Raw genomic sequence first — 21,727 nt, 5'->3', positions numbered from 1 at the left:
TATTTTCGGCCAGAAGAAACGGCGGCTCAGGGCGTGACGATCTGCCAGTTTCCGGATTTCAGCCGGATCGCGCAGCTTTTGGAGGTCAGTGCGGGCAGGGTTCTGGTGGCGGCAAGCGGGGTTTTGCGGGCGGTTTCAGCGTCACATTGCGGCAGCGAAATCGGCCGATAGCCAGCCATGGCCATGCATTGCCCGACGCGTTTGTCACGCAGGTCTGCGTTCGCATCATAGCTTTCGCGGCGCGGCGGGCTGATCATGCGGTAGCGCCTGAAGCAATGCCCGCCAGCGGTGCAGGCGCTATAAGGCGCATATTGCGCAGGAATATAGCGGGTGCGGATATCGCGCGGCACCTCGGCGAGGGCTGAAATCTGGCATTGGGTCAGGTTGACCTCGGATTGGGCCACATCGGCGCCCTCTTTATAATAGATATCGAGCGGCGCGCAGGCGCCGAGCAGGACAAGCGCGCAGAGGGTGAGGCTACGGCAGTTGGGCATGCGGGCAGTATAGCGCAATCGCTTGCCGGGACAAAGGAATTGACCCGCCCGTACCCTTCTGTCATGCAAAACGCTCAGACAGGATGAGGCAGGAAAATGAAGGTCATCATCTGCGGGGCCGGTCAGGTGGGCTGGCAGATCGCACGCCATCTTTCGGGCGAACGCAACGACGTGACTGTCGTGGACAACAACCCCGATCTGGTGCGCCGGGCCACCGATACGCTTGATGTGCAGGGGATCACCGGCTTTGCCTCTTATCCGGACGTGCTTGATCGCGCGGGCGCGCGCGATGCCGATATGATCATTGCCGCCACCTATTCCGACGAGGTCAATATGGTGACCTGTCAGGTGGCGCATTCGGTCTTTGGCATCAACCGCAAGATCGCGCGGCTGCGCAGCCAATCCTATCTTGACGCGATTTATTCCGATCTTTACCGGCGCGATCACATGCCGATTGACGTGGTGATCAGCCCCGAGCGAGAGGTCGCCGTGGCGGCTCTGCAACGGCTTGCCGCGCCCGCCGCATTTGACACCGAGGTTTTCATGGACGGCAAGGCCCAGCTTATGGGAATTCGCCTTGAAGAGGATTGCCCGGTTCTCAACACACCCCTGCGCCAGCTGAGCGATCTGTTCTCGACGCTGCGGGTGGTCGTTCTGGCGGTGCGCCGCGAGGGGCGGCTGTTTGCGCCAGAATCCGGCGATCAGCTTTTTGAGGGCGATGAGTGTTATCTTTTTGCGCCCGTAGAGGATGTGCCACGCACGCTCGACGTCTTTGGCAAATCGCAAAAGAAACAAGAGCGCATAGTGGTCATTGGCGGGGGCAATATCGGCCTTGCGGTGGCGCAGGCGCTTGAGAAACGCAGCGGCGGGCGCATTCGCGCCAAGGTCATCGAGCGCAACCGCGCCCAGGCCGAGCGTGCGGCGGATGCGCTTGAACGCACCATCGTGCTTAACGGCGACGGGTTGAACGCAGCACTTCTGGCCGAGGCGGGGATTGCGCGCGCCGATGCGGTGCTTGCGGTAACAGATGACGACAAGACCAACATGCTTGCCGCGGTGCGCGCCAAATCCGAGGGCTGTCCTTTTGCGATCGCCCTTATCAACGATCCGACGATGATTCCGATGCTCGAACCGCTTGGGATTGACGCCTATATCAACCCGCGCGCCACCACCGTCAGCTCGATCCTGCGCCATATCCGGCATGGCCGGGTGCGCGGGGTTTATTCCATTGGCGATGCCGAGGCCGAGGTGATTGAGGCCGAGGTGATGTCGACCTCATCCATCGCCGGTGCCGCGATCCGCGATATCCGCTTTCCCGAGGGCGTGCTGGTGGGGGGTGTCAAAAAGAGCGACAGCATTGTGAAACCCGCAGGCGGGATGCGGATCGAGGCTGGCGACGTGATTGTTCTTTTCGCATTGGCAGCAGATGTGGCGGCGGTCGAGCAGCTGTTGCAGGTCTCGATAGATTTCTTCTGATCCGATGATCGCCCGGATTCTCACCTTTCCGCTTATTCTGATCCTGGCCGGCATGGCTGCGATCCTGATGCTGCTGCCGACGATTGATGCCTTGATGCGCGATGACACCAGTGTGGCGCGCGCCTTTGGCTATTCCGCCATCCTTGGCATGGCCGCGGTGATGATCGTTGGCCTTGCCATGTCGGGCGGGGATCGGCGCGAGGTGAGCGACAGCCAGAACCTGGTGTCGCTTCTGCTGGCCTATCTGATCCTGCCGCTATATCTTGCGGTGCCGTTTTATGAGGGCGTCGGCAATACCACCTTTCTGAATGCCTATTTCGAGATGGTTTCAAGCTTTACCACCACCGGGGCCACGCTGTTCGGGGCCACGGGGCGGTTGGTGGATAGCCTGCATTTGTGGCGTGCGCTGGTCGGCTGGGGGGGCGGGCTCCTGATCTGGATTTCGGCCTCGGCGGTTCTGGCGCCGCTCAATCTTGGCGGGTTCGAGGTCACGGCCCGCGCCGAGCCGGGTCAAGATGAGACGCGCGTCGGGCGGTTTCAGCGCGCCAATCCGGCCAAGCGGCTGGCCCAGGTCACCGCCGGGCTTGCGCCAGTCTATATCGGGCTGACCGGGGCCCTCTGGGTGATCCTGATGATGGGGGGCGAGCGCGCCTTTGTGGCCATGGTGCATGCGATGTCGACCATGGCCACAAGCGGGATTTCCTCGATTGGCGGGCTGCAAAACGGCGCGGCGGGCTTTGGCGGCGAATTTGCAATTTTCCTCTTCCTGCTGTTTGCGCTGTCGCGGCTGACTTTTTCGTCCGACACCATCACATCGGCGCGTCCCGGTGTGTTTTATGATCCCGAATTCCGGCTTGGGGTGACACTTGTGATCGGGGTGCCGCTTGTGCTTGTCCTGCGGCACTGGATTGCCGCCTTCGAGACGGTTGAGGCCGATAATATCGCCGTTGGATTGCGCGCCTTCTGGGGCGGGATGTTCACGGTTCTGTCGTTCCTGTCGACTACCGGCTTTGAAAGCGCCGACTGGCAGGCGGCCCGCGACTGGTCCGGTCTTGGCACGCCGGGGCTGGTGCTTTTGGGGCTGTCGCTTGTGGGGGGCGGTGTTGCCACCACGGCCGGCGGGGTCAAGCTTTTGCGGGTCTATGCGCTCTATCTTCATGGCAAACGCGAGGTTGAACGCCTGGTGCATCCCTCCTCGGTCGGGCGCTCGACCGGGGCCGGGCGGCGGATACGGCGGCATGGCGCCTATATCGCCTGGATCTTTTTCATGCTCTTCGCACTTTCACTGACCTTTGTGACGCTTTTGCTAGCGGCCTTCGGTCAGGATTTCGAATCGTCGCTGATCCTGACGATTTCGGGGCTTTCCACCACCGGGCCATTGATTATTTCGGCCAGTGAAGCGCCGATCCGCCTGTTGGATCTCAGCGCCGGTGCCAAGCTTTTGTACGGCGCGGCGATGGTACTGGGGCGGCTTGAGACGCTGGCGATGATCGCCTTGCTGAACCCGGCCGTCTGGCGCGACTAGGGCAGGGCGCGCGCCTGCTGCCGCCTGATTGCATTTTTAGGCTGGAAACTCATGCGCGGGCACTACATACTCGCATCATACGCAAGACCCTCAGGCACCGGTTCGCGGTGTGTGCAAGAATAAAGGCTTTGAAGATAAATGGCTTCTGATCGACAAAATTTGCAAGACGCGTTTCTCAATCAGGTTCGCAAGACGAAAATCCCGGTGACGGTTTTCCTGATCAACGGCGTCAAATTGCAGGGGGTTATCACCTGGTTTGACAACTTCTGCATCCTGTTGCGCCGCGATGGGCAATCACAGCTGGTTTATAAGCATGCCGTGTCGACGATCATGCCGTCGCAGCCGGTGAACCTCTACGATGGTGAAGACACCAATTGACAGAACACGCGCGCCCGGTGACACGGGCATGGGTCATCCATCCCGAAATTCCATCCGCTGACACGGATCGCGATCCTGCGCTTGCTCTCGAAGAAGCGGTCGCTCTGGCACATGCCTTGCCCGATCTCGAAGTGGTCGGCGCACAGGTGGCGCGCCTGCGCAAACCTGACGCGGGCAAGCTGTTTGGCAAGGGCAAGCTTGAAGAGCTGCGCCTTGCCATTGAAGGCGCCGAGGTCGACCTGGTGCTGGTCGATGGGCCCGTCACGCCGGTGCAACAGCGCAATCTGGAAAAAGCCTGGGACGTCAAGGTTCTGGATCGCACCGGCCTGATCCTCGAAATCTTCAGCGATCGCGCCGCCACCCGCGAAGGCGTGCTCCAGGTCGAAATGGCGGCGCTGTCCTATCAACGCACCCGGCTTGTGCGCGCCTGGACCCACCTTGAACGCCAGCGGGGCGGATTGGGCTTTGTCGGCGGCCCCGGTGAAACCCAGATCGAAGCCGACCGTCGCGCCATTGACGAGCAATTGGTGCGCCTGCGCCGTCAACTTGAAAAGGTCGTCAAGACCCGCACGCTGCACCGCGCCGCACGGGCCAAGGTGCCGTTCCCGATTGTTGCGCTTGTCGGCTATACCAACGCCGGAAAATCCACTCTGTTCAACCGCCTGACCGGGGCCGAGGTGATGGCAAAGGACATGCTCTTTGCCACGCTTGACCCGACCATGCGGCGCATCAAGCTGCCCGGCGGCGGCCCCGAGGTGATCCTGTCGGATACGGTCGGCTTTATCAGCGATCTGCCGACCGAGCTTGTCGCCTCGTTCCGCGCCACCCTGGAAGAGGTGCTGGCCGCCGATCTGATATGTCACGTGCGCGATATCTCACACCCCGAGACCGCGGCGCAGGCCGAGGATGTCACCACCATCCTCAACAGTCTCGGCGTCAAGGACACGACGCCCCAGATCGAAATCTGGAACAAGATCGACCGGCTTGACGACGACGCCCGCGCCGCCACGCTGACAACGGCCGCCCGGCTCGATCATGTTCAGGCGCTGTCAGCGATAAGCGGTGAGGGCATTGACGGTCTGATCGACGCGATCACCACGGCCCTGGCCGATGTGACCCATGTCACCACGCTGCATCTTGGCTTTAACGAGGGGCGCAGGCGCGCCTGGCTGTTTGAAAAGGATCTGGTCGAGGCCGAAACCCAGACCGAAGACGGCTTTGATCTCACCCTGCGCTGGTCCGCCCGCCAGGAGGCCCAGTTCAAGGACCTCTGATCAAATCCCGCGTTCCGGCTCTTCTTGGCAAAAATACTCAAAATCCCGCCGATGCCCCGGAACGCGCGGGTTCAATATCCCCGCCAGATCCAGCCGCCGCCAAGCACCCGCGTGCTGTCCTGTTCATAAAAAACACAGGCCTGCCCTGGCGATACGCCCTCCTCGGGCACCAGCAACTCGACCTCGGCTTCGGTCTCCGAAATCGGGCGCAGGATCGCCTCGCGCACCGGCCGGGTCGAGCGGACCTTGACCGCGATATGCCACTCGGGCCGTGACATCATCGGCTCGTCGCCAAGCCAGTTGATCTCGCGCAACGGCACCTTGCGGGTCGAAAGCATCTCCTTGGGGCCGACGATCACCTGTTTGGCCTCCACATCAAGGCGCACCACATAGAGCGGGTCGGCAAGCCCGCCGATGCCAAGGCCGCGACGCTGACCGATGGTATAGTGGATCACGCCCTCATGCTGGCCAAGAACCCGGCCATCGGCATGCACGATCTCGCCGGGATCTGCCGCGCCGGGGCGCAGTTTCTCGATTACACTGGCATAATTGCCATCGGGCACAAAGCAGATGTCCTGACTGTCGGGCTTGTCGGCGACCTGCAATCCGTATTTCGCCGCCAACTCGCGGGTGGCCTCCTTGGATGGCAGATGCCCCAGCGGAAAGCGCAGGTATTCGAGCTGTTCGGCGGTGGTCGAGAACAGGAAATACGACTGATCGCGATTCGAATCAGCCGCGCAATGCAACTCTGCGCCATTCAGGCCGGTCTTGCGCTGAATATAATGGCCCGTAGCCATGCAGTCTGCATCAAGATCGCGCGCGGTTTGCAACAGGTCCTTGAACTTGACCCGCTCATTGCAACGGATGCAAGGCACCGGGGTTGCGCCGGCAAGATAGCTGTCGGCGAACTCGTCGATCACCGCGTCGCGAAAAATGTTTTCATAATCCAGCACATAATGCGGAAAACCGACATCCTCGGCGACGCGGCGCGCGTCGTGAATATCAATCCCCGCACAGCAGGCCCCCTTCTTGGCCAGGGCCGCGCCGTGATCATAAAGTTGCAGGGTCACGCCCACAACATCATAGCCCTGTTCCGCAAGGTAAGCGGCCACGACCGAGCTATCGACGCCACCAGACATTGCCACGACCACGCGGGTTTCGCTTGGGTCTTTTGCAAAGCCAAGAGAATTTAGGGATTTATTCGTATCAAGCGCCATATCGGCCTCCGCTCAGGGTGATTCAGAATATAGGAAAATCCTAATTACTCTCAAGCCCCGGTTTCACCTGCCGTTAAGCCTGATGCGGTCATTTTGGTCCACATCAGAAGAAGGGTGAGAGTGATGTATCTGAAGAAAGTAGAAGGGCCAAGGGCCGTCAGCCTGCCGGATGGCACGATATTGAGTCACGCAGACCTGCCCCCCGCCGATACCCGGCGATGGGTTGCCTCGCGCAAACTGGCGGTGGTGCGTGGGGTGGCCTACGGGCTTATTACCCGCCAGGAGGCCATGCAAACCTATGCTTTGAGCGGTGAAGAATTCGACGCATGGGTCACCGCCGTGAGCAGCCATGGCGAAAAGGCTTTGAAAGTGACCGCGCTTAAGACCTATAGACAACCCTAGGGGGAGTTGTCAGAATGTTCCGGCAACGGTAACGGGTGGTTAACCATTTTTGACCAGTGTTGCTCCCAATGAAGCACTGAACTGTGGAGAACCCATATGCGCGTACTACTGGTCGAGGACGATCCGACAACCTCGAAAAGCATCGAATTGATGCTGACTCATGCCAACCTCAACGTCTACACGACCGATCTGGGCGAAGAGGGGGTCGATCTGGCCAAGCTCTACGACTATGATCTGATCCTGCTGGATCTTGGTTTGCCGGATATGAACGGTCACGATGTATTGCGTCAGCTGCGCATGGCGCGGATTGATACGCCGATCCTCATTCTTTCGGGCGCCGATGATACCGAAAGCAAGATCAAGGGATTTGGGTTCGGGGCGGATGATTATCTGACCAAACCGTTTCACCGCGAAGAACTCGTGGCGCGCATTCATGCGATCATTCGCCGCTCGAAAGGGCATTCGCAATCGGTCATCCGCACCGGCAAGATCAATGTCAACCTTGATGCCAAGACGGTGGATGTGGGCGGCAAGACCGTGCATCTGACCGGCAAGGAATATCAGATGCTCGAACTGCTGTCGTTGCGCAAGGGCACGACCCTGACCAAAGAGATGTTTCTGAACCACCTTTATGGCGGCATGGACGAACCCGAACTCAAGATTATTGACGTTTTCATTTGTAAACTGCGCAAAAAGGTCAGCGAAGCGACCGATGGCGCGAATTACATCGAAACGGTCTGGGGCCGTGGCTATGTGCTGCGCGATCCCGATCCCAGCGAGATGGAAGACCAAAGGCTTGCGATTGGCGCCTGAGGGGCGCGTGACATCTGGACCTCTGCCAGACGGGGCCTTATCACTTTGACCTGACAATTCGGAGGTGTGAAACGCCTTCGGCCTAATAGGACAAAGGGGCCCATGAGCGACACGCGCGCAGTTGACAGCCTGAGCAAAGATGAGGCGCGGCATGAGCTGGAACGGCTCGCCGCCCTTATTTCGTCGGCCAATGCGGCCTATCACACCGATGATGCGCCCGTCATGTCGGACGCGGAATTCGATGCGCTCAAGGCCCGCAATGCCGCCATCGAGGCCCGGTTTGGCGATCTCAAGCGCGCCGACAGCCCCAGCGATATGGTTGGTGCCGCGCCCTCCGAGGGGTTTGCCAAGGTCAGCCATGCGGTGCGCATGCTCAGCCTTGGAAACGCCTTTGACGACGAGGATGTGACCGAGTTCGATACGCGCATCCGCCGCTATCTCGGGTTCGGACCCGAGGCCGATCTTTCCTATACCTCCGAGCCAAAGATCGACGGCCTCAGCCTCAGCCTGCGCTACGAAAATGGCCGGTTGATGCAGGCGGCGACGCGGGGCGACGGGCAGGTCGGTGAAAACGTCACCGCTAACGCCCGCACGATCACCGATATTCCCCAAACCCTGACCGATGCGCCCGATATCCTTGAGGTCCGCGGCGAGGTTTACATGAGCCATGCCGATTTCGAGGCGCTCAATGCGCGGCAGGCCGAAAGGTCTGACAAGCCCTTCGCCAACCCGCGCAACGCCGCCGCTGGCTCGCTGCGGCAGCTCGATTCCAAAATAACCGCCGCCCGTCCCCTGAGGTTTTTCGCCTATGCCTGGGGCGAGGTGAGCGTGCCGCTGGCCGACACGCAAATGGGCGCGATTGAACGGCTTGCCGCCCTCGGCTTTCAGATCAATCCGCTCACCACGCTGTGTTCCGGCCCGGAGACGATGCTGGCCGAATATGCCCGCATCGAACAGCGCCGCGCCACGCTTGGCTATGACATCGACGGGGTGGTTTACAAGGTCAACGATCTTGCGCTTCAGGGGCGGCTCGGGTTTCGCTCGACCACGCCACGATGGGCGATTGCGCATAAATTCCCGGCCGAGCTTGCCTGGACCCGGCTAGAGGCGATCGATATTCAAGTTGGGCGCACCGGCGCACTTAGCCCAGTCGCGCGCCTGACGCCGGTCACGGTGGGTGGCGTGGTGGTGTCCAACGCGACCCTGCACAACGAGGATTACATCCTTGGGCGCGACAGCAAGGGCGGCGTCATCCGCGGCGGCAAGGATATCCGGATCGGCGATTGGGTTCAGGTCTACCGCGCCGGTGATGTCATTCCCAAGATTGCCGACGTGGATATCGCCAAACGCCCGGATGATGCCCAACCCTATGTTTTTCCCACAAGCTGCCCTGAATGCGGCTCTGACGCGGTGCGCGAAGAGGGCGATGCGGTGCGCCGCTGCATCGGCGGGTTGATTTGCCCCGCGCAGGCGGTTGAAAAGCTGAAACATTTCGTAAGCCGCGCCGCCTTTGACATCGAAGGGTTGGGCGCCAAGCAGGTGGAACAATTCTACCGCGATGGCTGGATCAGGGAACCGGCCGATATCTTCACCCTTGAGGCGCGCTATGGCGGCGGGATGCAACAGCTTAAAAACCGCGAAGGCTGGGGCGAAAAAAGCGCGAAGAACCTTTTTCAGGCGATTGAAGAGAAAAGAAAAATCCCCTTTGGCCGGTTGTTGTTCGCGCTCGGTATCCGCCATGTCGGCGAGGCCGCCAGCAACATGATTGCGCGGGTCTATACAAACTGGCGCGAGTTCACTGAGGCGATGGATGGCGCGCAAGGTTTTGACGGGCCCGAGTGGGACCGGCTCCTGGGGATCGACGGTGTCGGCGAAGTGATGGCGCGCTCGCTCGTCGGTGCCTTTGGCGAGGCCAACGAGCGCGCCAGCATTGACCGGCTTGTGGCGCATCTTGACGTGCAGGACGCCGCGCGCCCCGACACCAGCAGCAGCCCGGTGGCGGGCAAAACCGTGGTCTTTACCGGCACGCTAGAAAAAATGACCCGCGCCGAGGCCAAGGCGCGTGCCGAGGCGCTTGGCGCCAAGGTTGCCGGAAGCGTGTCGGCCAAAACCGATCTTCTTGTTGCCGGTCCCGGTGCCGGGTCCAAGGCGAAAAAGGCCGCCGAGCTTGGCATCGAGACGCTGGACGAAGACGGCTGGCTTGACCTGATTGGGCAGACATGACGGGGCGCCCCGAAATCCTGTTTCCGCTTTTTGCAGAGCTTGAGACGCTGCCCGGCGTGGGGCCGAAAACCGTACAGAATCTGGCGGCGCTTGATGTGGTGCGGCCGCGCGATTTGATCTTCACGCTGCCCTATACGGGGGTGGATCGACGCAAACGCGCCACGGTGCAGGGCGCCGACCTGCCCGGCGTGGTCACGGTCGAGGTTGTCATCGGCCAGCACCGCGCCCCGAACCGTCGTGGTGGCGCCTATCGGGTGACGGTCGAGGATTCGACGGCCACGTTTCAGTTGGTGTTCTTCCACGCCCGCGACGAATACCTTCGCAAGATCCTGCCCACAGGTGCCCGGCGTGTGGTGTCTGGCAAGGTGGAACTCTTCGACGGCATTGCCCAGATGGTGCATCCTGATCACATGCTGCCGGTGGATGAGGCGGGTGATATCCCGGATTTCGAGCCGGTCTATCCGCTGACCGCCGGGGTCACGCAAAAGATGATGGTCAAGGCTGAGCTGGGCGCGCTTGCCCGCGTGCCGGACCTCGCCGAATGGATTGATCCGGTACAAAAGGCCCAGGTCGGCTGGCCCGACTGGGCGGATGCGGTGCGCGAGGCGCATGCGCCGAAGGATGCGCAGGATTTGTCGCCCGCTCATCCCGCGCGCGAGCGTCTTGCCTATGACGAGTTGATGGCGCATCAGTTGACCCTGGCATTGGCACGTCTGAGATTGCGCCGGGCCAAGGGGCGCGCGACCATCGGCACCGGGAAATTACAGGCGAAAGTGCTGGAAGAATTGCCCTATGCGCTGACCGGGGCGCAAACCCGCGCGATTGCCCAGATCGCCGAAGATATGGCCACCCCTTTGCGGATGAATCGCCTGTTGCAGGGCGATGTCGGCGCGGGCAAAACGCTTGTCGCGTTCAAGGCCTTGCTGATCGCGGTCGAGGCCGGCGGACAGGGGGTGATGATGGCCCCGACCGAAATTCTTGCGCGCCAGCATTTGCAGGGGTTGCGCCCGCTGGCGGAAAGCGCCGGTGTGGTTTTGGAAATCCTGACCGGGCGCGACAAGGGGGGCGAGCGGCGCGCCAAACTGGCGGCCCTGGCGCGGGGCGACATCCAGATTTTGGTCGGCACCCATGCGGTGTTTCAAAAGGATGTGGAATTTTGCGACCTGCGGCTTGCGATTGTCGATGAACAGCACCGCTTTGGCGTGCGTCAACGGCTTGAGCTTGGCAAGAAGGGCGCCCAGGCGGATGTGCTTGTGATGACGGCCACGCCGATTCCGCGCAGTCTGGCCCTGGCGCAATATGGCGATATGGATGTCAGCATTCTCGATGAAAAACCACCGGGCCGCAAACCGATCAAGACCGCCTTGGTCAGCATGGGCCGAATGGACGAGGTGATCGACCACCTGCGCCGCGCGATTGCCGAGGGGCGACAGGCCTATTGGGTCTGTCCACTGGTCGAGGAAAGCGAAAGCGTCGATCTCAGCAGCGCCGAAGAGCGGTTTAGCCGGTTGCGCGCGGTGTTTGGTGAAGGCGTCGTCGGGCTTGTGCATGGTCAGATGCCCCCCGAAGATAAAGACGCCGCCATGGCCGCGTTTCAGCGTGGCGAAACCTCGGTGCTTGTCTCGACCACGGTGATCGAGGTCGGGGTCGATGTGCCCAATGCCTCGATCATGGTGATTGAACGCGCCGAGAGTTTTGGGCTTGCGCAACTGCATCAGTTGCGCGGACGGGTCGGGCGCGGCGAGGCGGCCTCGACCTGTTTGCTGATGTATCAGGCGCCGCTGAGTGAAGGCGGCGAACGCCGACTAAGCACCATGCGCGATACCGATGACGGGTTTCGCATCGCCGAGGTCGATCTGGACATGCGCGGCGCGGGCGATCTTATCGGCACCGCGCAATCGGGCCTGCCGCGGTTTCGGGTGGCCGACCTTGAGGGGCAATCGGCGCTGATGGCCGTGGCGCAATCGGATGCGCGCAAACTGTTGAACGACGACCCCGAATTAATCAGCCCGCGCGGCGCGGCGGCGCGTGTGCTCTTGTGGCTGATGGAGCAGGATCAGGCGATTCGTTTGATATCAGTGGGTTAGCCAGAGGTGTTCCGAATAGTTCACAAATGTTCTTAAAAAGTTCTTTACTTTGGTTAACGGAAGTGAGAACAAAGGGGCAACACAAGGTTTTCAAAAGGAAGCGCCCCATGTTGCACCAGATCAAGACAGCCGCCACCCGGTCGCAGGACACCTTGCTCGCCGATGCCCTAGGCGCCGCGGCGCTGATGATTACCTTGGTCGGGGCGCTTTATTTGCCTGGAGTGTTCTGAGTTTCTGCCTGGCGGGGGGACCCTGTTGTCGCCTGCACCCTTTTTGTCCCAACTTCCGGGTGCCAAAGTTTCTGCCTGTTCCTTTGCTGTTTTCGGGGTTTGCCTCATTCCCCCTGAAATGCGCGACAGGGTCCGGATACCCCGCCATACCTTGCCGCCGCCGTTCATCCGAACGCGCGGCGGTTTTTTTTATGGAAAGGTCCGCGAATCGTTTGGCCCGGCTCTCAGGCGCAGGAGCTATGGGCCTTGGCCTCTTCCAGCGCCTCGACGGCGGCCTCAAGCGTGAGCATGATCGAGGCGTGGCGGTTCTTGTAATCGCGCGCCGGGCGCAGCACCTCAAGCCCGTCAAACGGGGCGGGCGGTGTCGGGCCGTCGTGTTTCAGCATCTCTTTCAGCGCATCACGCGCCGCCGTCACCTCGGCAAGATCGCGGCCGATGATATTCTCGCCCACCACCGAGGCCGCCGCCTGACCGAGGGCGCAGGCCTTGACCTCGGCCGCGTAATCGCCGATCCGGCCATCCTTGCAGGCAATATCGACGGTCACGGTGGAGCCGCAGAGTGGCGCACGGCGCTTGATGGTCGCATCCGGCGCGGCAAGGCGGCCGTGATGGGGAATATCTGCGGCAAGCGCCAGAATGCGCGCCGAGTAGAGTTTGATCAGGTCAGTTTCGCCGCTCATGGCTTTCCCTTTCGGTTCTGACCCCATAAATAGGCTTCAGACGCGCAGATGCAAAAGGTTTTCGACCATGGAATTCGATCCGGCCACACTAAAGTATGACGCGCGCGGGTTGATCCCGGCGATTGCACAGGATGCAACCAGCGGCGAGGTCCTTATGATGGCCTGGATGAATGCCGAGGCCGTGGTGCGCACGCTTGAGACCGGGCGGGTGACCTATTGGAGCCGCTCAAGGCAGGCGTTCTGGATCAAGGGCGAAACCAGTGGGCATGTTCAGGAGCTGGTTGATTTCCGGGTGGATTGCGACCGCGATTGTCTTTTGGTGCGCGTGCGTCAGGTCGGGCCGGCCTGTCATACCAACCGGCGGAGCTGTTTTTACACGGCTGTGCGGGGCGGGGATGAAATCGAGATCATGGCGCCGATGGATAGCGCAGATTGAGTATTTGAACCAAGAAGAAGATCAGAGACCGATCATGCGGCGAATGTCGGTCGGGGTGGCGCCCTCGGTTCGATAGGTTTTGATCGCGCGGGCATCATCGCGTTTGGCAAGGCGTTTGCCATCCGCGTCGCGGATCAACCCGTGATGGTGATAGAGCGGGGTCGGCAGGGCGAGCAGGCGTTGCAGCAGCACGTGGATCTGGGTGGCCTCGAAGAGATCTTGACCGCGGACCACATGGGTTATCGCCTGATCCGCGTCATCTATCACCACCGACAGATGATAGGAGGCGCCCATGTCGCGCCGGGCGAGCACCACGTCGCCGACGCCCTGAGGCATGTTTTGCGGCATGATCGTGCCGGTTTCGCCGTTAGGCCCCTCGCCTGATTCGGTGAAAGTCAGTGGAGCGGAAAGGCGGGCCAGCGCGCGCGCCATGTCGAGGCGCAGGGCGCTGTCGGTGGGCATCTGGCCTGTGGGCGGCGCGTCCGGCCGACAGGTGCCGGGATAGATCAGCCCGTCCGGGCCGTGCAGGCAGGCGCCTTCTTGCGGGGCGGAGGCGGCGGCGCGGATATCGGCGCGGGTGCAGCGACAGGGGTAGAGCAGGCCCATATCCCAAAGCCGCAAGAGAGCCTCGCGGTAGCGCGGCAAGCGGTTTGATTGGCGCAGCACCGGGGTGGGCCAGCTCAGGCCAAGCCAGTGCAGATCGTCGAAAATCTGCGTCTCCCATGCGGGGCGACTTCGGCTTTGGTCGATGTCGTCGATCCGCAGGTAAAACACGCCCCGCGCAGCCAGCGCCATGTCATGGGCGGTGAGCGCCGAAAAGGCATGACCCAGATGCAGGGGGCCCGTCGGTGATGGGGCGAAACGAGTAGAGAAAGTCACGTCTTTTGAAGCACATAAACGTTGGACTTCAACCCCTGGCCGGGCAGGTGGGGGCCGTAATCCTTGCTTAGAAGACGGGCCGCTCCGCAATCGAGCCAGCCGTTGAGCGCGCCTTCATAGATCGGGTCGGCGAGGGCATGATCGTTATAGCTAAAGACCAGATGACTGCCGCGATCAAGCGCCTTCATCAGGATATCCAAGGTCGAGACCGGGGCCGCGCCAGTGCCGATCACGCCGATCGCCGCGATGGCCCTATAGGCGCCCTTCGGGATCGGGGTTTCGTCGGTCACGTCAAGCAATGAGAGGGTGCGATAAACGCTCTTGGCCTTGGCCTGCGCCAGCATTTCGGGGCTTGGGTCAATCCCGTCGATTACCTTGAACCCGGCCAGTTTGAGCGCCAGACCCGAGAGGCCGGTGCCGCAGCCGAAATCAAGCACCGGGATGTCAGGCTCGGGCCATTTGGCGAACAGCGCCCTGGCACAGCGGCCCGGCGTGGCATAGCCGTTTTCCGCGATCTCCGCGTCATAAGTGCTTGCCCAGTCGTTATAAAACTGGCTGGCGTCTTCGGCTGTCTCTAGCCCGTAGGCCCTATCCAGAAATTTGTCAGTCATGCATCAAGAGTGGCCGAAGAGCTACGCCACGTCCAGCAAAGACTGTTGCAGCCAGTCGCTCCAGGCGGCTTTGGCGCGGTCGGTATAGGCCTTGTAGCGGTCTTTGCGGCCACGCCGCCCACCTTTGAGGCCGTCCACCGGCCGGAACAGGCCGAAATTGACGTTCATCGGCTGAAAGGTCTTTGCTTCGGCGCCGCCGGTGATGTGGTGGATCAGCGCCCCCATGGCGCTGTCCTGCGGCGGATCGGCAAGCGGAGCCCCGAGGATTTCGGCGGCGGCCATGCGCCCGGCCAATAGCCCCATGGCGGCGGATTCCACATAGCCCTCGACGCCGGTGATCTGACCGGCAAAGCGGATATGCGGGCGCGAGCGCAGGCGCATCTGATTGTCCAGCAGGGTCGGCGAATTGATGAAGGTATTGCGATGGATGCCACCCAGACGGGCAAAGCTGGCGTTTTCCAGACCGGGGATCATGCGGAGCACGTCTTTTTGCGCGCCGTATTTCATTTTTGTCTGAAATCCTACAATGTTATAGAGCGTTCCTAATGCATTGTCGCGGCGCAGCTGCACCACCGCCCAGGGCTTGATGTCCGGGTGATGCGGGTTGGTCAGGCCGACCGGCTTCATCGGGCCGTGGCGCAGGGTTTCGCGGCCGCGTTCGGCCATGACCTCGATCGGTAGGCAGCCGTCAAAATATGGGGTGGGCTTGGGGGCGGAATCTGCCTCGCCCTCGTGGAACTCGGTCTTGTCGGCGGCCAGAAGCGCGTCAATAAAGGCCTCGTATTGCGCCTTGTCCATCGGGCAGTTGAGGTAAGCGGTGCGCTCTTCCTCGGTTTCGCCCTTGTCATAGCGCGACTGCATCCAGGCGCGCGACATGTCGATGCTGTCATAATAAAGGATCGGCGCGATGGCGTCGAAAAAAGCCAGCGATTCGGCCCCGGTCTCGGTGGCAATCGCCTTGCCCAAGCCTTCAGAGGTAAGCGGGCCGGTGGCGATGATCCAATGGCCATCTTCGGGTAGCGTGTCAATTTCGCCATGCTCAACGGTGATATTGGGGTGTGCCAGAAGGGCCGCCGTCACCGATTGCGCGAAGGGATCGCGATCCACCGCAAGCGCGCCCCCTGCGGGAATGCGATGCTTTTCGGCGGTCTGCATGATCAGCCCGTTGGCGGCGCGCATTTCCCAGTGCAAAAGCCCGACGGCGTTTTGTTCGTCATCATCCGAGCGGAACGAATTGGAACAGACCATCTCGGCCAGATCGCCGGTGCGATGGGCAAAGGTTTTCACCTGAGGGCGCATTTCGTGGAGGACGACGGGCACGCCCATATGGGCGGCCTGCCATGCGGCCTCGGACCCGGCCATGCCGCCGCCGATGATATGGAGTGTTTTGCTCATGGAGTGGGATGTAGGTGATTGCAGGGGCTTTGAAAAGGGGCGCTCATTGATCCCAATCCGGGGCCCGCTTTTCGATAAAGGCGGTGATGCCCTCGGCAGTGTCGTGATCCAGCATGTTTTCAACCATTACTGCACCGGTATGGGCATAGGCCGCATCATGCCCCATTTCGATCTGGTCATAAAAGGCGCGTTTGCCGATGCGCACGGCGCTTGCGAGCTTGCTGGCGACGGTTTCGGCCAAGGCCAGCGTGGCGGTATCAAGATCCTCGAGGGCAACGGCGCGGTTGATCAGGCCAAGCTCTGCGGCGCGGGTCGTGTCGATGAATTCGCCGGTGGTGAGCATTTCAAACGCCTGTTTGCGCGGGATGTTTCGGCTTAGCGCCACCATCGGGGTTGAGCAGAACAACCCGATGTTGACGCCATTGACGCCAAAGCGGGTGCCATGGGCGGCGACGGCCATGTCACAGCTTGCCACCAATTGACAGCCCGCAGCGGTGGCAATGCCATGCGGCGCGGCAATCACCGGCTGGGGCAGGGTGCGGATAGCGCGCATCACGCTTGAACAGCGATTGAACAGATCGGCGAAATAGGCCCGCCCGCCATCGGGCGACTGGCGCCCCGCCGTCATCTCCTTGAGGTCGTGACCGGCGCAAAACGCCTTGCCGGCGCCGGCGATGGTCACGACACGAATGTTGTGATCCCCGGCCAGTTGGTCAAACTGATCCTGAAGCGCGGCCAGCATCGCATCGCTCAGCGCATTGAGTTTTTCCGGCGCGTTCAGCGTGAGGCGCGCGATGGGGCCAGTGTCCTGGCGGTCGAGAATTGGCATCTTGTATCCCTTCATGGCTTGTGGCCATTCTAACGCACGAATGGGCAGGGAGGAAAGCATGGGCCTGAAAATGACGCGTGACGAATTGACGACATTTCTGGATCAGGAATTTCCCCAGGTCGAGGGCGATTTTGCCATCGAGGAGGTGGGCGATATGCGCGTGCGTGTGCGCCTGCTTGTGGGCGAGCGGCATTTGCGCCCCGGCGGCACGGTGTCTGGCCCGTCGATCTTTGCGCTGGCGGATGTGACGGTCTATCTTGCCACGCTGGCGATGATCGGCCCCAAGGCCCTGGCTGTGACCACCAATTGCAGCATTGATTTCATGCGCAAACCCGTTGCCGGCGTCGATCTTATTGCCGAATGCCGCCTTCTCAAGCTGGGCAAGGTTCTGTCGGTCGGGGAGGTTCTGATTTTTTCCGAGGGCATGGAGGCGCCTGTGGCGCGCGCTAGTCTGACCTATGCGATTCCGCCCAGATAGGCGCCGCCGGGGGGCTTTCCGCCCCCCGGACCCCCCGAGAGTAGTTCGACCAAGAAGAAGATCAGGGCAGGAGCCGCGAGACATAGCCGGGCAAGGCGAAGGCGGCCTGGTGCACGGCGGGGGTGTAGTACTCGGGCGCGATCCCGGCGGCGTCAAAGCGGCCCTGAAGCACATCCAGAGGGGTCGCGCGGGCCGCACCGTCTGTGCCCCAGCCAAAGGCCATCGGCCCGCCCGCATAGGTCGGGATCGTGGCAAGGTAGCAGGTGGCATCCACAAACAGCGCCTTGAAGGCCCTCATGGTGTTGTGAAGCTCCTCGCCCTGAAGAAAAGGCACGCCGTTTTGTGTCACCAGAATGCCATCGCCGGTCAGTGCGCGTTTGGCCTGGCCATAGAAGGTTTCGGTGAACAGCACCTCGCCGGGGCCGATCGGATCGGTCGAATCGACGATGATCACATCATAGCCGCCCTTGGTGGAGCGGATGAAATCGGCGCCGTCGGCGATCACCAGTTCAAGGCGCGGGTCATCAAAGGCGCCCTGGCTCAGCATCGGCAGGTATTGCCTGGAGAAATCGACAACGCCTGCGTCGATTTCCACCATGGTGACATGGGCGACGGATCGGTGGCGCAGCACTTCGCGGGCCATGCCGCCATCGCCGCCGCCAATGATCAGCACCCGGTTGACCGCGCCATGGGCGAGGATCGGCAGGTGGGTCATCATCTCGTGATAGATGAAATTGTCGCCCTCGGTGGTTTGCACCACATCATCAAGCGTAAGGACCCGGCCGAAGGTGGCGTTCTGGAACACCTTCAGCCGCTGATGGTCTGTTTCGCTATCGTAGAGCATTTCATCCACGCGCAGGGATTGCGCGTAATCGGGATGGAGCGTCTCGCGGATCCAGGTGCTCATGCCGCGACCCCGGCCTCGGTGACAACGCCTTCGCCGCGCAGCAGCTCTTTGACGCGCACATCGGCCGTGCCAAAGGCCGCCTTGAGCACGTCAACCGCAAGCCAGGGCCGTGCCTCTCCGCACATGAAGACATCGAACGCGCCATAGCCGATTTCAGGCCATGTGTGCACCGAGATATGGCTTTCGGCGAGAACCGCCACACCCGAGACGCCCTGAGGGCTGAACTTGTGGGTATGGATATGCAACAGGGTTGCCCCGCAGACATCCACGCAGTCGCGGAACGCCTGCTGAATGCGGGATTCGTTGTCTAGTCCGTGACCGTTCACAACCTCGATGATAAGATGGGTGCCCGCAAACACACTGCCGTCGCGGCGGATGAAATGATCATCACGGTCCTCGTCCAGCACATCGCGGGTCAAAATGGTATCGTCGTTCGCGGGTGTTAGTCCGCGTGCGGTGTCTTCCTCTTGGGCGCCTGTCTCCAGACCGATCCCCAGTTGGAAGAGGCTGGCGTCGTTCATGGCGCTCCCCTTCGTTCCAGCAGATTGAATCCAGTCGGTCCCTTAGCGCCCCCCCGAACAAGACAGTCGAAGTTGGGATCGGTTCCGATCAAGTGAGGCGCACATAGGGGGGGCTATCGAGTCGTGCAAGGGATTTTTTCGTGGCAGGAGCAGATTTACCCCCGACCGTGGTTTGTTGATTGGCTGAATGATTGGGGTATTATGCTACCTAATTTTTAAGTTGTTGTTAATGCATAATTTAATTGAGGTGAGGGTGGTTGACGTGATATTTTAACCGGTTATAACCCGCCCATCGTATCAGCATCGCCCACTCATGGTCGAGGCCGATCAAGACGAAAGATCAAGCACAAGGTTTTGCCTGAAATGAAAACATTCTCTGCTACCCCGGCAGATATCGACAAGAAATGGATCCTGATCGACGCCGAAGGCGTTGTTCTGGGTCGTCTTGCCTCGATCATCGCCGTTCGCCTGCGCGGCAAGCACAAGGCCAGCTTTACGCCTCACATGGACATGGGTGACAACGTGATCGTCATCAATGCCGACAAGGTACAGCTGACCGGCAACAAGCGCGAAAAGCCGAACTATTGGCACACCGGCCATCCCGGCGGTATCAAGTCGCGCACCACGGGTGAAATCCTGGAAGGGAAATACCCCGAGCGCGTCGTGACGCAAGCCGTCAAGCGCATGCTTCCAGGCAACCGCCTGTCGCGCACGCTGATGACCAACCTGCGCGTCTATGCGGGCGCAGAGCACCCACACGAGGCCCAGAGCCCCGAGGTGCTGGACGTCAAATCCATGAACTCCAAGAATACGCGGGTGGCATACTGATGGCTGACGAAATCAAATCCCTCGAAGGTCTGGAATCGATCGCAGACGGCGTCGTTGCCGAGACCGAAACCATGGTGCGCCACGAACAGGTGCGTGACGAGCTTGGCCGATCCTATGCCACTGGCAAACGCAAAGATGCGGTTGCCCGCGTCTGGATCAAGCCGGGTTCCGGCAAGGTCGTTGTCAATGGCCGTGAAATGAACGTCTATTTCGCCCGCCCGGTGTTGCAGATGATCCTGCGCCAGCCCTTTACCGTGGCCGGTGTCGAAGATCAGTTCGACGTGATGGCAACCGTCAAGGGCGGTGGTCTTTCGGGTCAGGCCGGTGCGGTAAAGCACGGCATCTCGAAGGCGCTTCAGCTTTATGATCCCGCCCTGCGCGGCGCTCTCAAGGCTGCGGGCTTCCTGACACGCGACAGCCGCGTTGTGGAACGCAAGAAATACGGTAAAGCCAAAGCGCGCAAGAGCTTCCAGTTCTCCAAGCGTTAAGCGATCGGGCCGCGTTTGCGTGGCAAAACAATTGGAAAGGCGCAGCTTCGGCTGCGCTTTTCTCGTTTTGGTGGTGCGACTTAGCCGGTAACGCCAAGCCCACGCAGATAGGTGGTCAGCCCGGCCTTTAGCATCTCTTCGGGCGCGGCGTGATCCGAAAGGCCGGCCGAATTGCGCAGGAACAGCTCGACCACGCCATGGCTCATCGCCCAGATATGCGCGGTCAGAAGGCTCGCCTCGGGGCAGCGCTCTGCGGCAATCAGCGGGCAGAGCGCGCCGCAAGCGCCCTGCATCAACGCGCGGGCGCGTCCCGCCGCATCGGCCAGATCGGGCGCGCGGTTGATGTCGATGCTGCTCTCGAACATGGCGATGTAATGGCCCGGATTGCTTTGGGCAAAGGCCAGATAGGCGCGGGCAAGCGCGTGGATCTGCGCCGCACCGCCGGGCGCCGTGGCGCGCGCCGCCTCAAGCCGGTCGGCAAAAACCAGATAGCCCTGGCGCGCCGCCTCTGAAATCAGGTCGTCGCGGCCGGCGAAATGGCGATAGACGGCGGCGGGCGTTACACCGGCGCTTTTGGCGGCCTGTGACAGGGTAAAGCCGGCCGGTCCCTTGGTTTCGATCAGGCTGAGCGCGCCATCGACAAGCGTCTGGCGCAGATTGCCGTGATGATAGCCTTGCTTAGCCATTCCAGATCTCGGGCCCGGCGGCGATGGCCGGGTCAAGCGCACCGATCGCACGCGCGTCCTTGCGGGCATAATCAATCGAGGTGAGCACGCTGCGGATCGCCGCCAGGCGCGCGCGGCGTTTGTCATCGGCGCGGATCACGGTCCAGGGCGCGTGATCGCTATGGCTCCGGGTCAGGGTTTCGGGGATGGCGGCGCTATAGGCCTCCCATTTCTTGAGGCCCTCGACGTCGATCCAGCTTAGCTTCCATTGCTTGAGGGGATCGCCCTCGCGGGCAAGAAAGCGGCGCAATTGTTCGGCGCGCCCGACGTTAAGCCAGAATTTGAACAGATAAATCCCCTCATCGACCAGCATCCGTTCAAAATCAGGTACTTGGGCAAAGAAATGCTCGCGTTGATCGTCGGTGCAAAAGCCAAAAACCTTTTCCACGACGCCTCGGTTGTACCAGCTTCGATCAAAAAATACGATTTCGCCGCCGCCGGGAAGGTGGTCGATATAACGCTGGAAATACCATTGCGTCGCCTCGGTATCCGAGGGCTTGGGCAAGGCCACAACCCGCGCGCCGCGCGGGTTCAGGTTCTCGCGAAACCGCTTGATCGTTCCGCCCTTGCCGGCCGCATCGCGCCCTTCAAAGACACAGACGATCCGCGCGCCGCTTTCGCGGGTCCAGGCCTGAAGCTTGACCAGCTCGATCTGAAGCTTTTCCAGCTCTTTTTCGTAGGCCTTGCGCGGCATGCGCTCGGAATAGGGAAAGTCATGCCCAAGGATATCGCCCTTGTCGGCGCGGCGGATCTCGTTGCGGATCTCGGCGGAAATTCCGGTTTCGAAAAAAGCGCTTATCGCGCCGTCAAAGGGCAGATCCATGTTGCGGG

Annotated in this window: 24 protein-coding genes; 13 read left to right on the top strand and 11 right to left on the bottom strand. The window is 61.2% G+C overall.

Going from position 1 to position 21,727, the window contains the following annotated elements:
* Positions 1-26: 26 nt before the first annotated feature.
* Positions 27-512, bottom strand: a complete 486-nt coding sequence (locus tag BMZ91_RS01595; RefSeq protein ID WP_143076280.1) for a hypothetical protein — start codon at positions 510-512, stop codon at positions 27-29.
* A gap of 78 nt (positions 513-590) precedes the next feature.
* Here BMZ91_RS01595 and trkA point away from each other — a divergent pair, with 78 nt between their 5' ends.
* The 4 genes from trkA to hflX all read left to right on the top strand — a co-directional run bounded on the left by trkA (position 591) and on the right by hflX (position 5,147).
* Positions 591-1,970 carry a Trk system potassium transporter TrkA gene (trkA, locus tag BMZ91_RS01590; protein WP_092833566.1) on the top strand — a complete coding sequence of 460 codons (1,380 nt, stop codon included), beginning with the start codon at positions 591-593 and terminating at the stop codon, positions 1,968-1,970.
* Positions 1,971-1,974: 4 nt separating this feature from the next.
* Complete coding sequence (locus BMZ91_RS01585) at positions 1,975-3,495, top strand: TrkH family potassium uptake protein (protein ID WP_092833564.1); 1,521 nt, start codon at positions 1,975-1,977, stop codon at positions 3,493-3,495.
* A 138-nt stretch (positions 3,496-3,633) separates the two neighbouring features.
* A complete protein-coding gene (hfq, locus tag BMZ91_RS01580) occupies positions 3,634-3,873 on the top strand; it encodes an RNA chaperone Hfq (RefSeq protein WP_073194026.1) in 240 nt (79 codons plus the stop codon).
* Positions 3,870-5,147, top strand: a complete 1,278-nt coding sequence (gene hflX / locus BMZ91_RS01575) for a GTPase HflX (protein WP_092833562.1) — start codon at positions 3,870-3,872, stop codon at positions 5,145-5,147. The genes hfq and hflX overlap by 4 nt, the downstream gene beginning before the upstream one ends.
* Before the next feature lie 71 nt (positions 5,148-5,218).
* Here hflX and mnmA read toward each other — a convergent pair whose 3' ends face one another.
* Positions 5,219-6,364 carry a tRNA 2-thiouridine(34) synthase MnmA gene (gene mnmA / locus BMZ91_RS01570; protein WP_092833560.1) on the bottom strand — a complete coding sequence of 382 codons (1,146 nt, stop codon included), beginning with the start codon at positions 6,362-6,364 and terminating at the stop codon, positions 5,219-5,221.
* Positions 6,365-6,487: 123 nt separating this feature from the next.
* On the opposite strand from mnmA, the gene sciP reads away from it, so the two are divergent.
* The 5 genes from sciP to BMZ91_RS21915 all read left to right on the top strand — a co-directional run bounded on the left by sciP (position 6,488) and on the right by BMZ91_RS21915 (position 12,119).
* The gene (gene sciP, locus BMZ91_RS01565; RefSeq protein WP_092833558.1) at positions 6,488-6,766 is read left to right on the top strand and encodes a CtrA inhibitor SciP; all 279 of its coding nucleotides are present in this window, start codon (positions 6,488-6,490) and stop codon (positions 6,764-6,766) included.
* A gap of 96 nt (positions 6,767-6,862) precedes the next feature.
* Positions 6,863-7,579 carry a response regulator transcription factor CtrA gene (gene ctrA, locus BMZ91_RS01560; RefSeq protein WP_092833556.1) on the top strand — a complete coding sequence of 239 codons (717 nt, stop codon included), beginning with the start codon at positions 6,863-6,865 and terminating at the stop codon, positions 7,577-7,579.
* A gap of 102 nt (positions 7,580-7,681) precedes the next feature.
* Complete coding sequence (gene ligA / locus BMZ91_RS01555; protein ID WP_092833554.1) at positions 7,682-9,802, top strand: NAD-dependent DNA ligase LigA; 2,121 nt, start codon at positions 7,682-7,684, stop codon at positions 9,800-9,802.
* Positions 9,799-11,889 carry an ATP-dependent DNA helicase RecG gene (gene recG / locus BMZ91_RS01550; protein WP_092833552.1) on the top strand — a complete coding sequence of 697 codons (2,091 nt, stop codon included), beginning with the start codon at positions 9,799-9,801 and terminating at the stop codon, positions 11,887-11,889. The genes ligA and recG overlap by 4 nt, the downstream gene beginning before the upstream one ends.
* Positions 11,890-11,996: 107 nt before the next feature.
* Positions 11,997-12,119 carry a hypothetical protein gene (locus BMZ91_RS21915; protein ID WP_281243306.1) on the top strand — a complete coding sequence of 41 codons (123 nt, stop codon included), beginning with the start codon at positions 11,997-11,999 and terminating at the stop codon, positions 12,117-12,119.
* Positions 12,120-12,343: 224 nt separating this feature from the next.
* Here the strand turns inward: BMZ91_RS21915 and BMZ91_RS01545 are convergent, their stop codons facing one another.
* Entirely contained in the window at positions 12,344-12,799 is a 456-nt protein-coding gene (locus tag BMZ91_RS01545) for an iron-sulfur cluster assembly scaffold protein (protein ID WP_092833550.1), read from the bottom strand.
* A gap of 67 nt (positions 12,800-12,866) precedes the next feature.
* Between BMZ91_RS01545 and hisI the strand changes: the two genes are divergently transcribed.
* Positions 12,867-13,235 carry a phosphoribosyl-AMP cyclohydrolase gene (gene hisI / locus BMZ91_RS01540; RefSeq protein WP_092833548.1) on the top strand — a complete coding sequence of 123 codons (369 nt, stop codon included), beginning with the start codon at positions 12,867-12,869 and terminating at the stop codon, positions 13,233-13,235.
* Positions 13,236-13,256: 21 nt separating this feature from the next.
* Here hisI and gluQRS read toward each other — a convergent pair whose 3' ends face one another.
* Genes gluQRS through BMZ91_RS01520 form a run of 4 tightly spaced genes read right to left on the bottom strand, consistent with a single transcriptional unit; the run spans position 13,257 to position 16,949 of the window.
* A complete protein-coding gene (gene gluQRS / locus BMZ91_RS01535) occupies positions 13,257-14,114 on the bottom strand; it encodes a tRNA glutamyl-Q(34) synthetase GluQRS (RefSeq protein ID WP_092833546.1) in 858 nt (285 codons plus the stop codon).
* Positions 14,111-14,725, bottom strand: coding sequence for a class I SAM-dependent DNA methyltransferase (locus tag BMZ91_RS01530; protein WP_092833544.1), 615 nt, complete (start codon positions 14,723-14,725; stop codon positions 14,111-14,113). The genes gluQRS and BMZ91_RS01530 overlap by 4 nt, the downstream gene beginning before the upstream one ends.
* Before the next feature lie 21 nt (positions 14,726-14,746).
* Positions 14,747-16,120 carry a methylenetetrahydrofolate--tRNA-(uracil(54)-C(5))-methyltransferase (FADH(2)-oxidizing) TrmFO gene (gene trmFO / locus BMZ91_RS01525; RefSeq protein WP_092833543.1) on the bottom strand — a complete coding sequence of 458 codons (1,374 nt, stop codon included), beginning with the start codon at positions 16,118-16,120 and terminating at the stop codon, positions 14,747-14,749.
* Positions 16,121-16,163: 43 nt separating this feature from the next.
* Entirely contained in the window at positions 16,164-16,949 is a 786-nt protein-coding gene (locus BMZ91_RS01520) for an enoyl-CoA hydratase (RefSeq protein ID WP_092833653.1), read from the bottom strand.
* Between the two features lie 58 nt (positions 16,950-17,007).
* Between BMZ91_RS01520 and BMZ91_RS01515 the strand changes: the two genes are divergently transcribed.
* A complete protein-coding gene (locus BMZ91_RS01515) occupies positions 17,008-17,427 on the top strand; it encodes a PaaI family thioesterase (protein WP_092833652.1) in 420 nt (139 codons plus the stop codon).
* 61 nt (positions 17,428-17,488) lie between these two features.
* Here BMZ91_RS01515 and speE read toward each other — a convergent pair whose 3' ends face one another.
* Both speE and speD read right to left on the bottom strand, forming a co-directional pair.
* Complete coding sequence (gene speE / locus BMZ91_RS01510; RefSeq protein WP_092833541.1) at positions 17,489-18,334, bottom strand: polyamine aminopropyltransferase; 846 nt, start codon at positions 18,332-18,334, stop codon at positions 17,489-17,491.
* Complete coding sequence (gene speD, locus BMZ91_RS01505; RefSeq protein ID WP_092833539.1) at positions 18,331-18,855, bottom strand: adenosylmethionine decarboxylase; 525 nt, start codon at positions 18,853-18,855, stop codon at positions 18,331-18,333. The genes speE and speD overlap by 4 nt, the downstream gene beginning before the upstream one ends.
* 363 nt (positions 18,856-19,218) lie before the next feature.
* Between speD and rplM the strand changes: the two genes are divergently transcribed.
* Positions 19,219-19,683, top strand: a complete 465-nt coding sequence (gene rplM, locus BMZ91_RS01500) for a 50S ribosomal protein L13 (RefSeq protein WP_092833537.1) — start codon at positions 19,219-19,221, stop codon at positions 19,681-19,683.
* Positions 19,683-20,171, top strand: coding sequence for a 30S ribosomal protein S9 (gene rpsI / locus BMZ91_RS01495; RefSeq protein WP_092833535.1), 489 nt, complete (start codon positions 19,683-19,685; stop codon positions 20,169-20,171). The genes rplM and rpsI overlap by 1 nt, the downstream gene beginning before the upstream one ends.
* A gap of 80 nt (positions 20,172-20,251) precedes the next feature.
* On the opposite strand, the gene BMZ91_RS01490 is transcribed toward rpsI, so the two are convergent.
* Together BMZ91_RS01490 and ppk2 are read right to left on the bottom strand one after the other, a co-directional pair.
* Positions 20,252-20,857, bottom strand: coding sequence for a TetR/AcrR family transcriptional regulator (locus tag BMZ91_RS01490; protein WP_092833533.1), 606 nt, complete (start codon positions 20,855-20,857; stop codon positions 20,252-20,254).
* Positions 20,850-21,719, bottom strand: a complete 870-nt coding sequence (gene ppk2, locus BMZ91_RS01485) for a polyphosphate kinase 2 (RefSeq protein WP_092833531.1) — start codon at positions 21,717-21,719, stop codon at positions 20,850-20,852. Before ppk2 ends, BMZ91_RS01490 begins: the two co-directional genes overlap by 8 nt.
* Positions 21,720-21,727: the final 8 nt, after the last annotated feature.

This window comes from Roseovarius lutimaris (assembly GCF_900115165.1).
GTDB lineage: Bacteria > Pseudomonadota > Alphaproteobacteria > Rhodobacterales > Rhodobacteraceae > Roseovarius > Roseovarius lutimaris.
This window is presented reverse-complemented; position numbering and strand designations above follow the sequence as displayed.

What these genes read in the sequence shown, in the direction of transcription:
- recG (WP_092833552.1), top strand. Translation starts at nt 9,799, where the DNA reads ATGACGGGGCGCCCCGAAATCCTGTTTCCGCTTTTTGCAGAGCTTGAG.
- speD (WP_092833539.1), bottom strand. Translation starts at nt 18,855, where the DNA reads ATGAACGACGCCAGCCTCTTCCAACTGGGGATCGGTCTGGAGACAGGC.
- hisI (WP_092833548.1), top strand. Translation starts at nt 12,867, where the DNA reads ATGGAATTCGATCCGGCCACACTAAAGTATGACGCGCGCGGGTTGATC.
- mnmA (WP_092833560.1), bottom strand. Translation starts at nt 6,364, where the DNA reads ATGGCGCTTGATACGAATAAATCCCTAAATTCTCTTGGCTTTGCAAAA.
- BMZ91_RS01515 (WP_092833652.1), top strand. Translation starts at nt 17,008, where the DNA reads ATGGGCCTGAAAATGACGCGTGACGAATTGACGACATTTCTGGATCAG.
- BMZ91_RS01545 (WP_092833550.1), bottom strand. Translation starts at nt 12,799, where the DNA reads ATGAGCGGCGAAACTGACCTGATCAAACTCTACTCGGCGCGCATTCTG.
- BMZ91_RS01530 (WP_092833544.1), bottom strand. Translation starts at nt 14,725, where the DNA reads ATGACTGACAAATTTCTGGATAGGGCCTACGGGCTAGAGACAGCCGAA.
- rpsI (WP_092833535.1), top strand. Translation starts at nt 19,683, where the DNA reads ATGGCTGACGAAATCAAATCCCTCGAAGGTCTGGAATCGATCGCAGAC.
- ppk2 (WP_092833531.1), bottom strand. Translation starts at nt 21,719, where the DNA reads ATGGATCTGCCCTTTGACGGCGCGATAAGCGCTTTTTTCGAAACCGGA.
- BMZ91_RS21915 (WP_281243306.1), top strand. Translation starts at nt 11,997, where the DNA reads ATGTTGCACCAGATCAAGACAGCCGCCACCCGGTCGCAGGACACCTTG.
- BMZ91_RS01520 (WP_092833653.1), bottom strand. Translation starts at nt 16,949, where the DNA reads ATGCCAATTCTCGACCGCCAGGACACTGGCCCCATCGCGCGCCTCACG.
- sciP (WP_092833558.1), top strand. Translation starts at nt 6,488, where the DNA reads ATGTATCTGAAGAAAGTAGAAGGGCCAAGGGCCGTCAGCCTGCCGGAT.
- hfq (WP_073194026.1), top strand. Translation starts at nt 3,634, where the DNA reads ATGGCTTCTGATCGACAAAATTTGCAAGACGCGTTTCTCAATCAGGTT.
- ligA (WP_092833554.1), top strand. Translation starts at nt 7,682, where the DNA reads ATGAGCGACACGCGCGCAGTTGACAGCCTGAGCAAAGATGAGGCGCGG.
- trkA (WP_092833566.1), top strand. Translation starts at nt 591, where the DNA reads ATGAAGGTCATCATCTGCGGGGCCGGTCAGGTGGGCTGGCAGATCGCA.
- trmFO (WP_092833543.1), bottom strand. Translation starts at nt 16,120, where the DNA reads ATGAGCAAAACACTCCATATCATCGGCGGCGGCATGGCCGGGTCCGAG.
- BMZ91_RS01490 (WP_092833533.1), bottom strand. Translation starts at nt 20,857, where the DNA reads ATGGCTAAGCAAGGCTATCATCACGGCAATCTGCGCCAGACGCTTGTC.
- ctrA (WP_092833556.1), top strand. Translation starts at nt 6,863, where the DNA reads ATGCGCGTACTACTGGTCGAGGACGATCCGACAACCTCGAAAAGCATC.
- BMZ91_RS01585 (WP_092833564.1), top strand. Translation starts at nt 1,975, where the DNA reads ATGATCGCCCGGATTCTCACCTTTCCGCTTATTCTGATCCTGGCCGGC.
- rplM (WP_092833537.1), top strand. Translation starts at nt 19,219, where the DNA reads ATGAAAACATTCTCTGCTACCCCGGCAGATATCGACAAGAAATGGATC.
- speE (WP_092833541.1), bottom strand. Translation starts at nt 18,334, where the DNA reads ATGAGCACCTGGATCCGCGAGACGCTCCATCCCGATTACGCGCAATCC.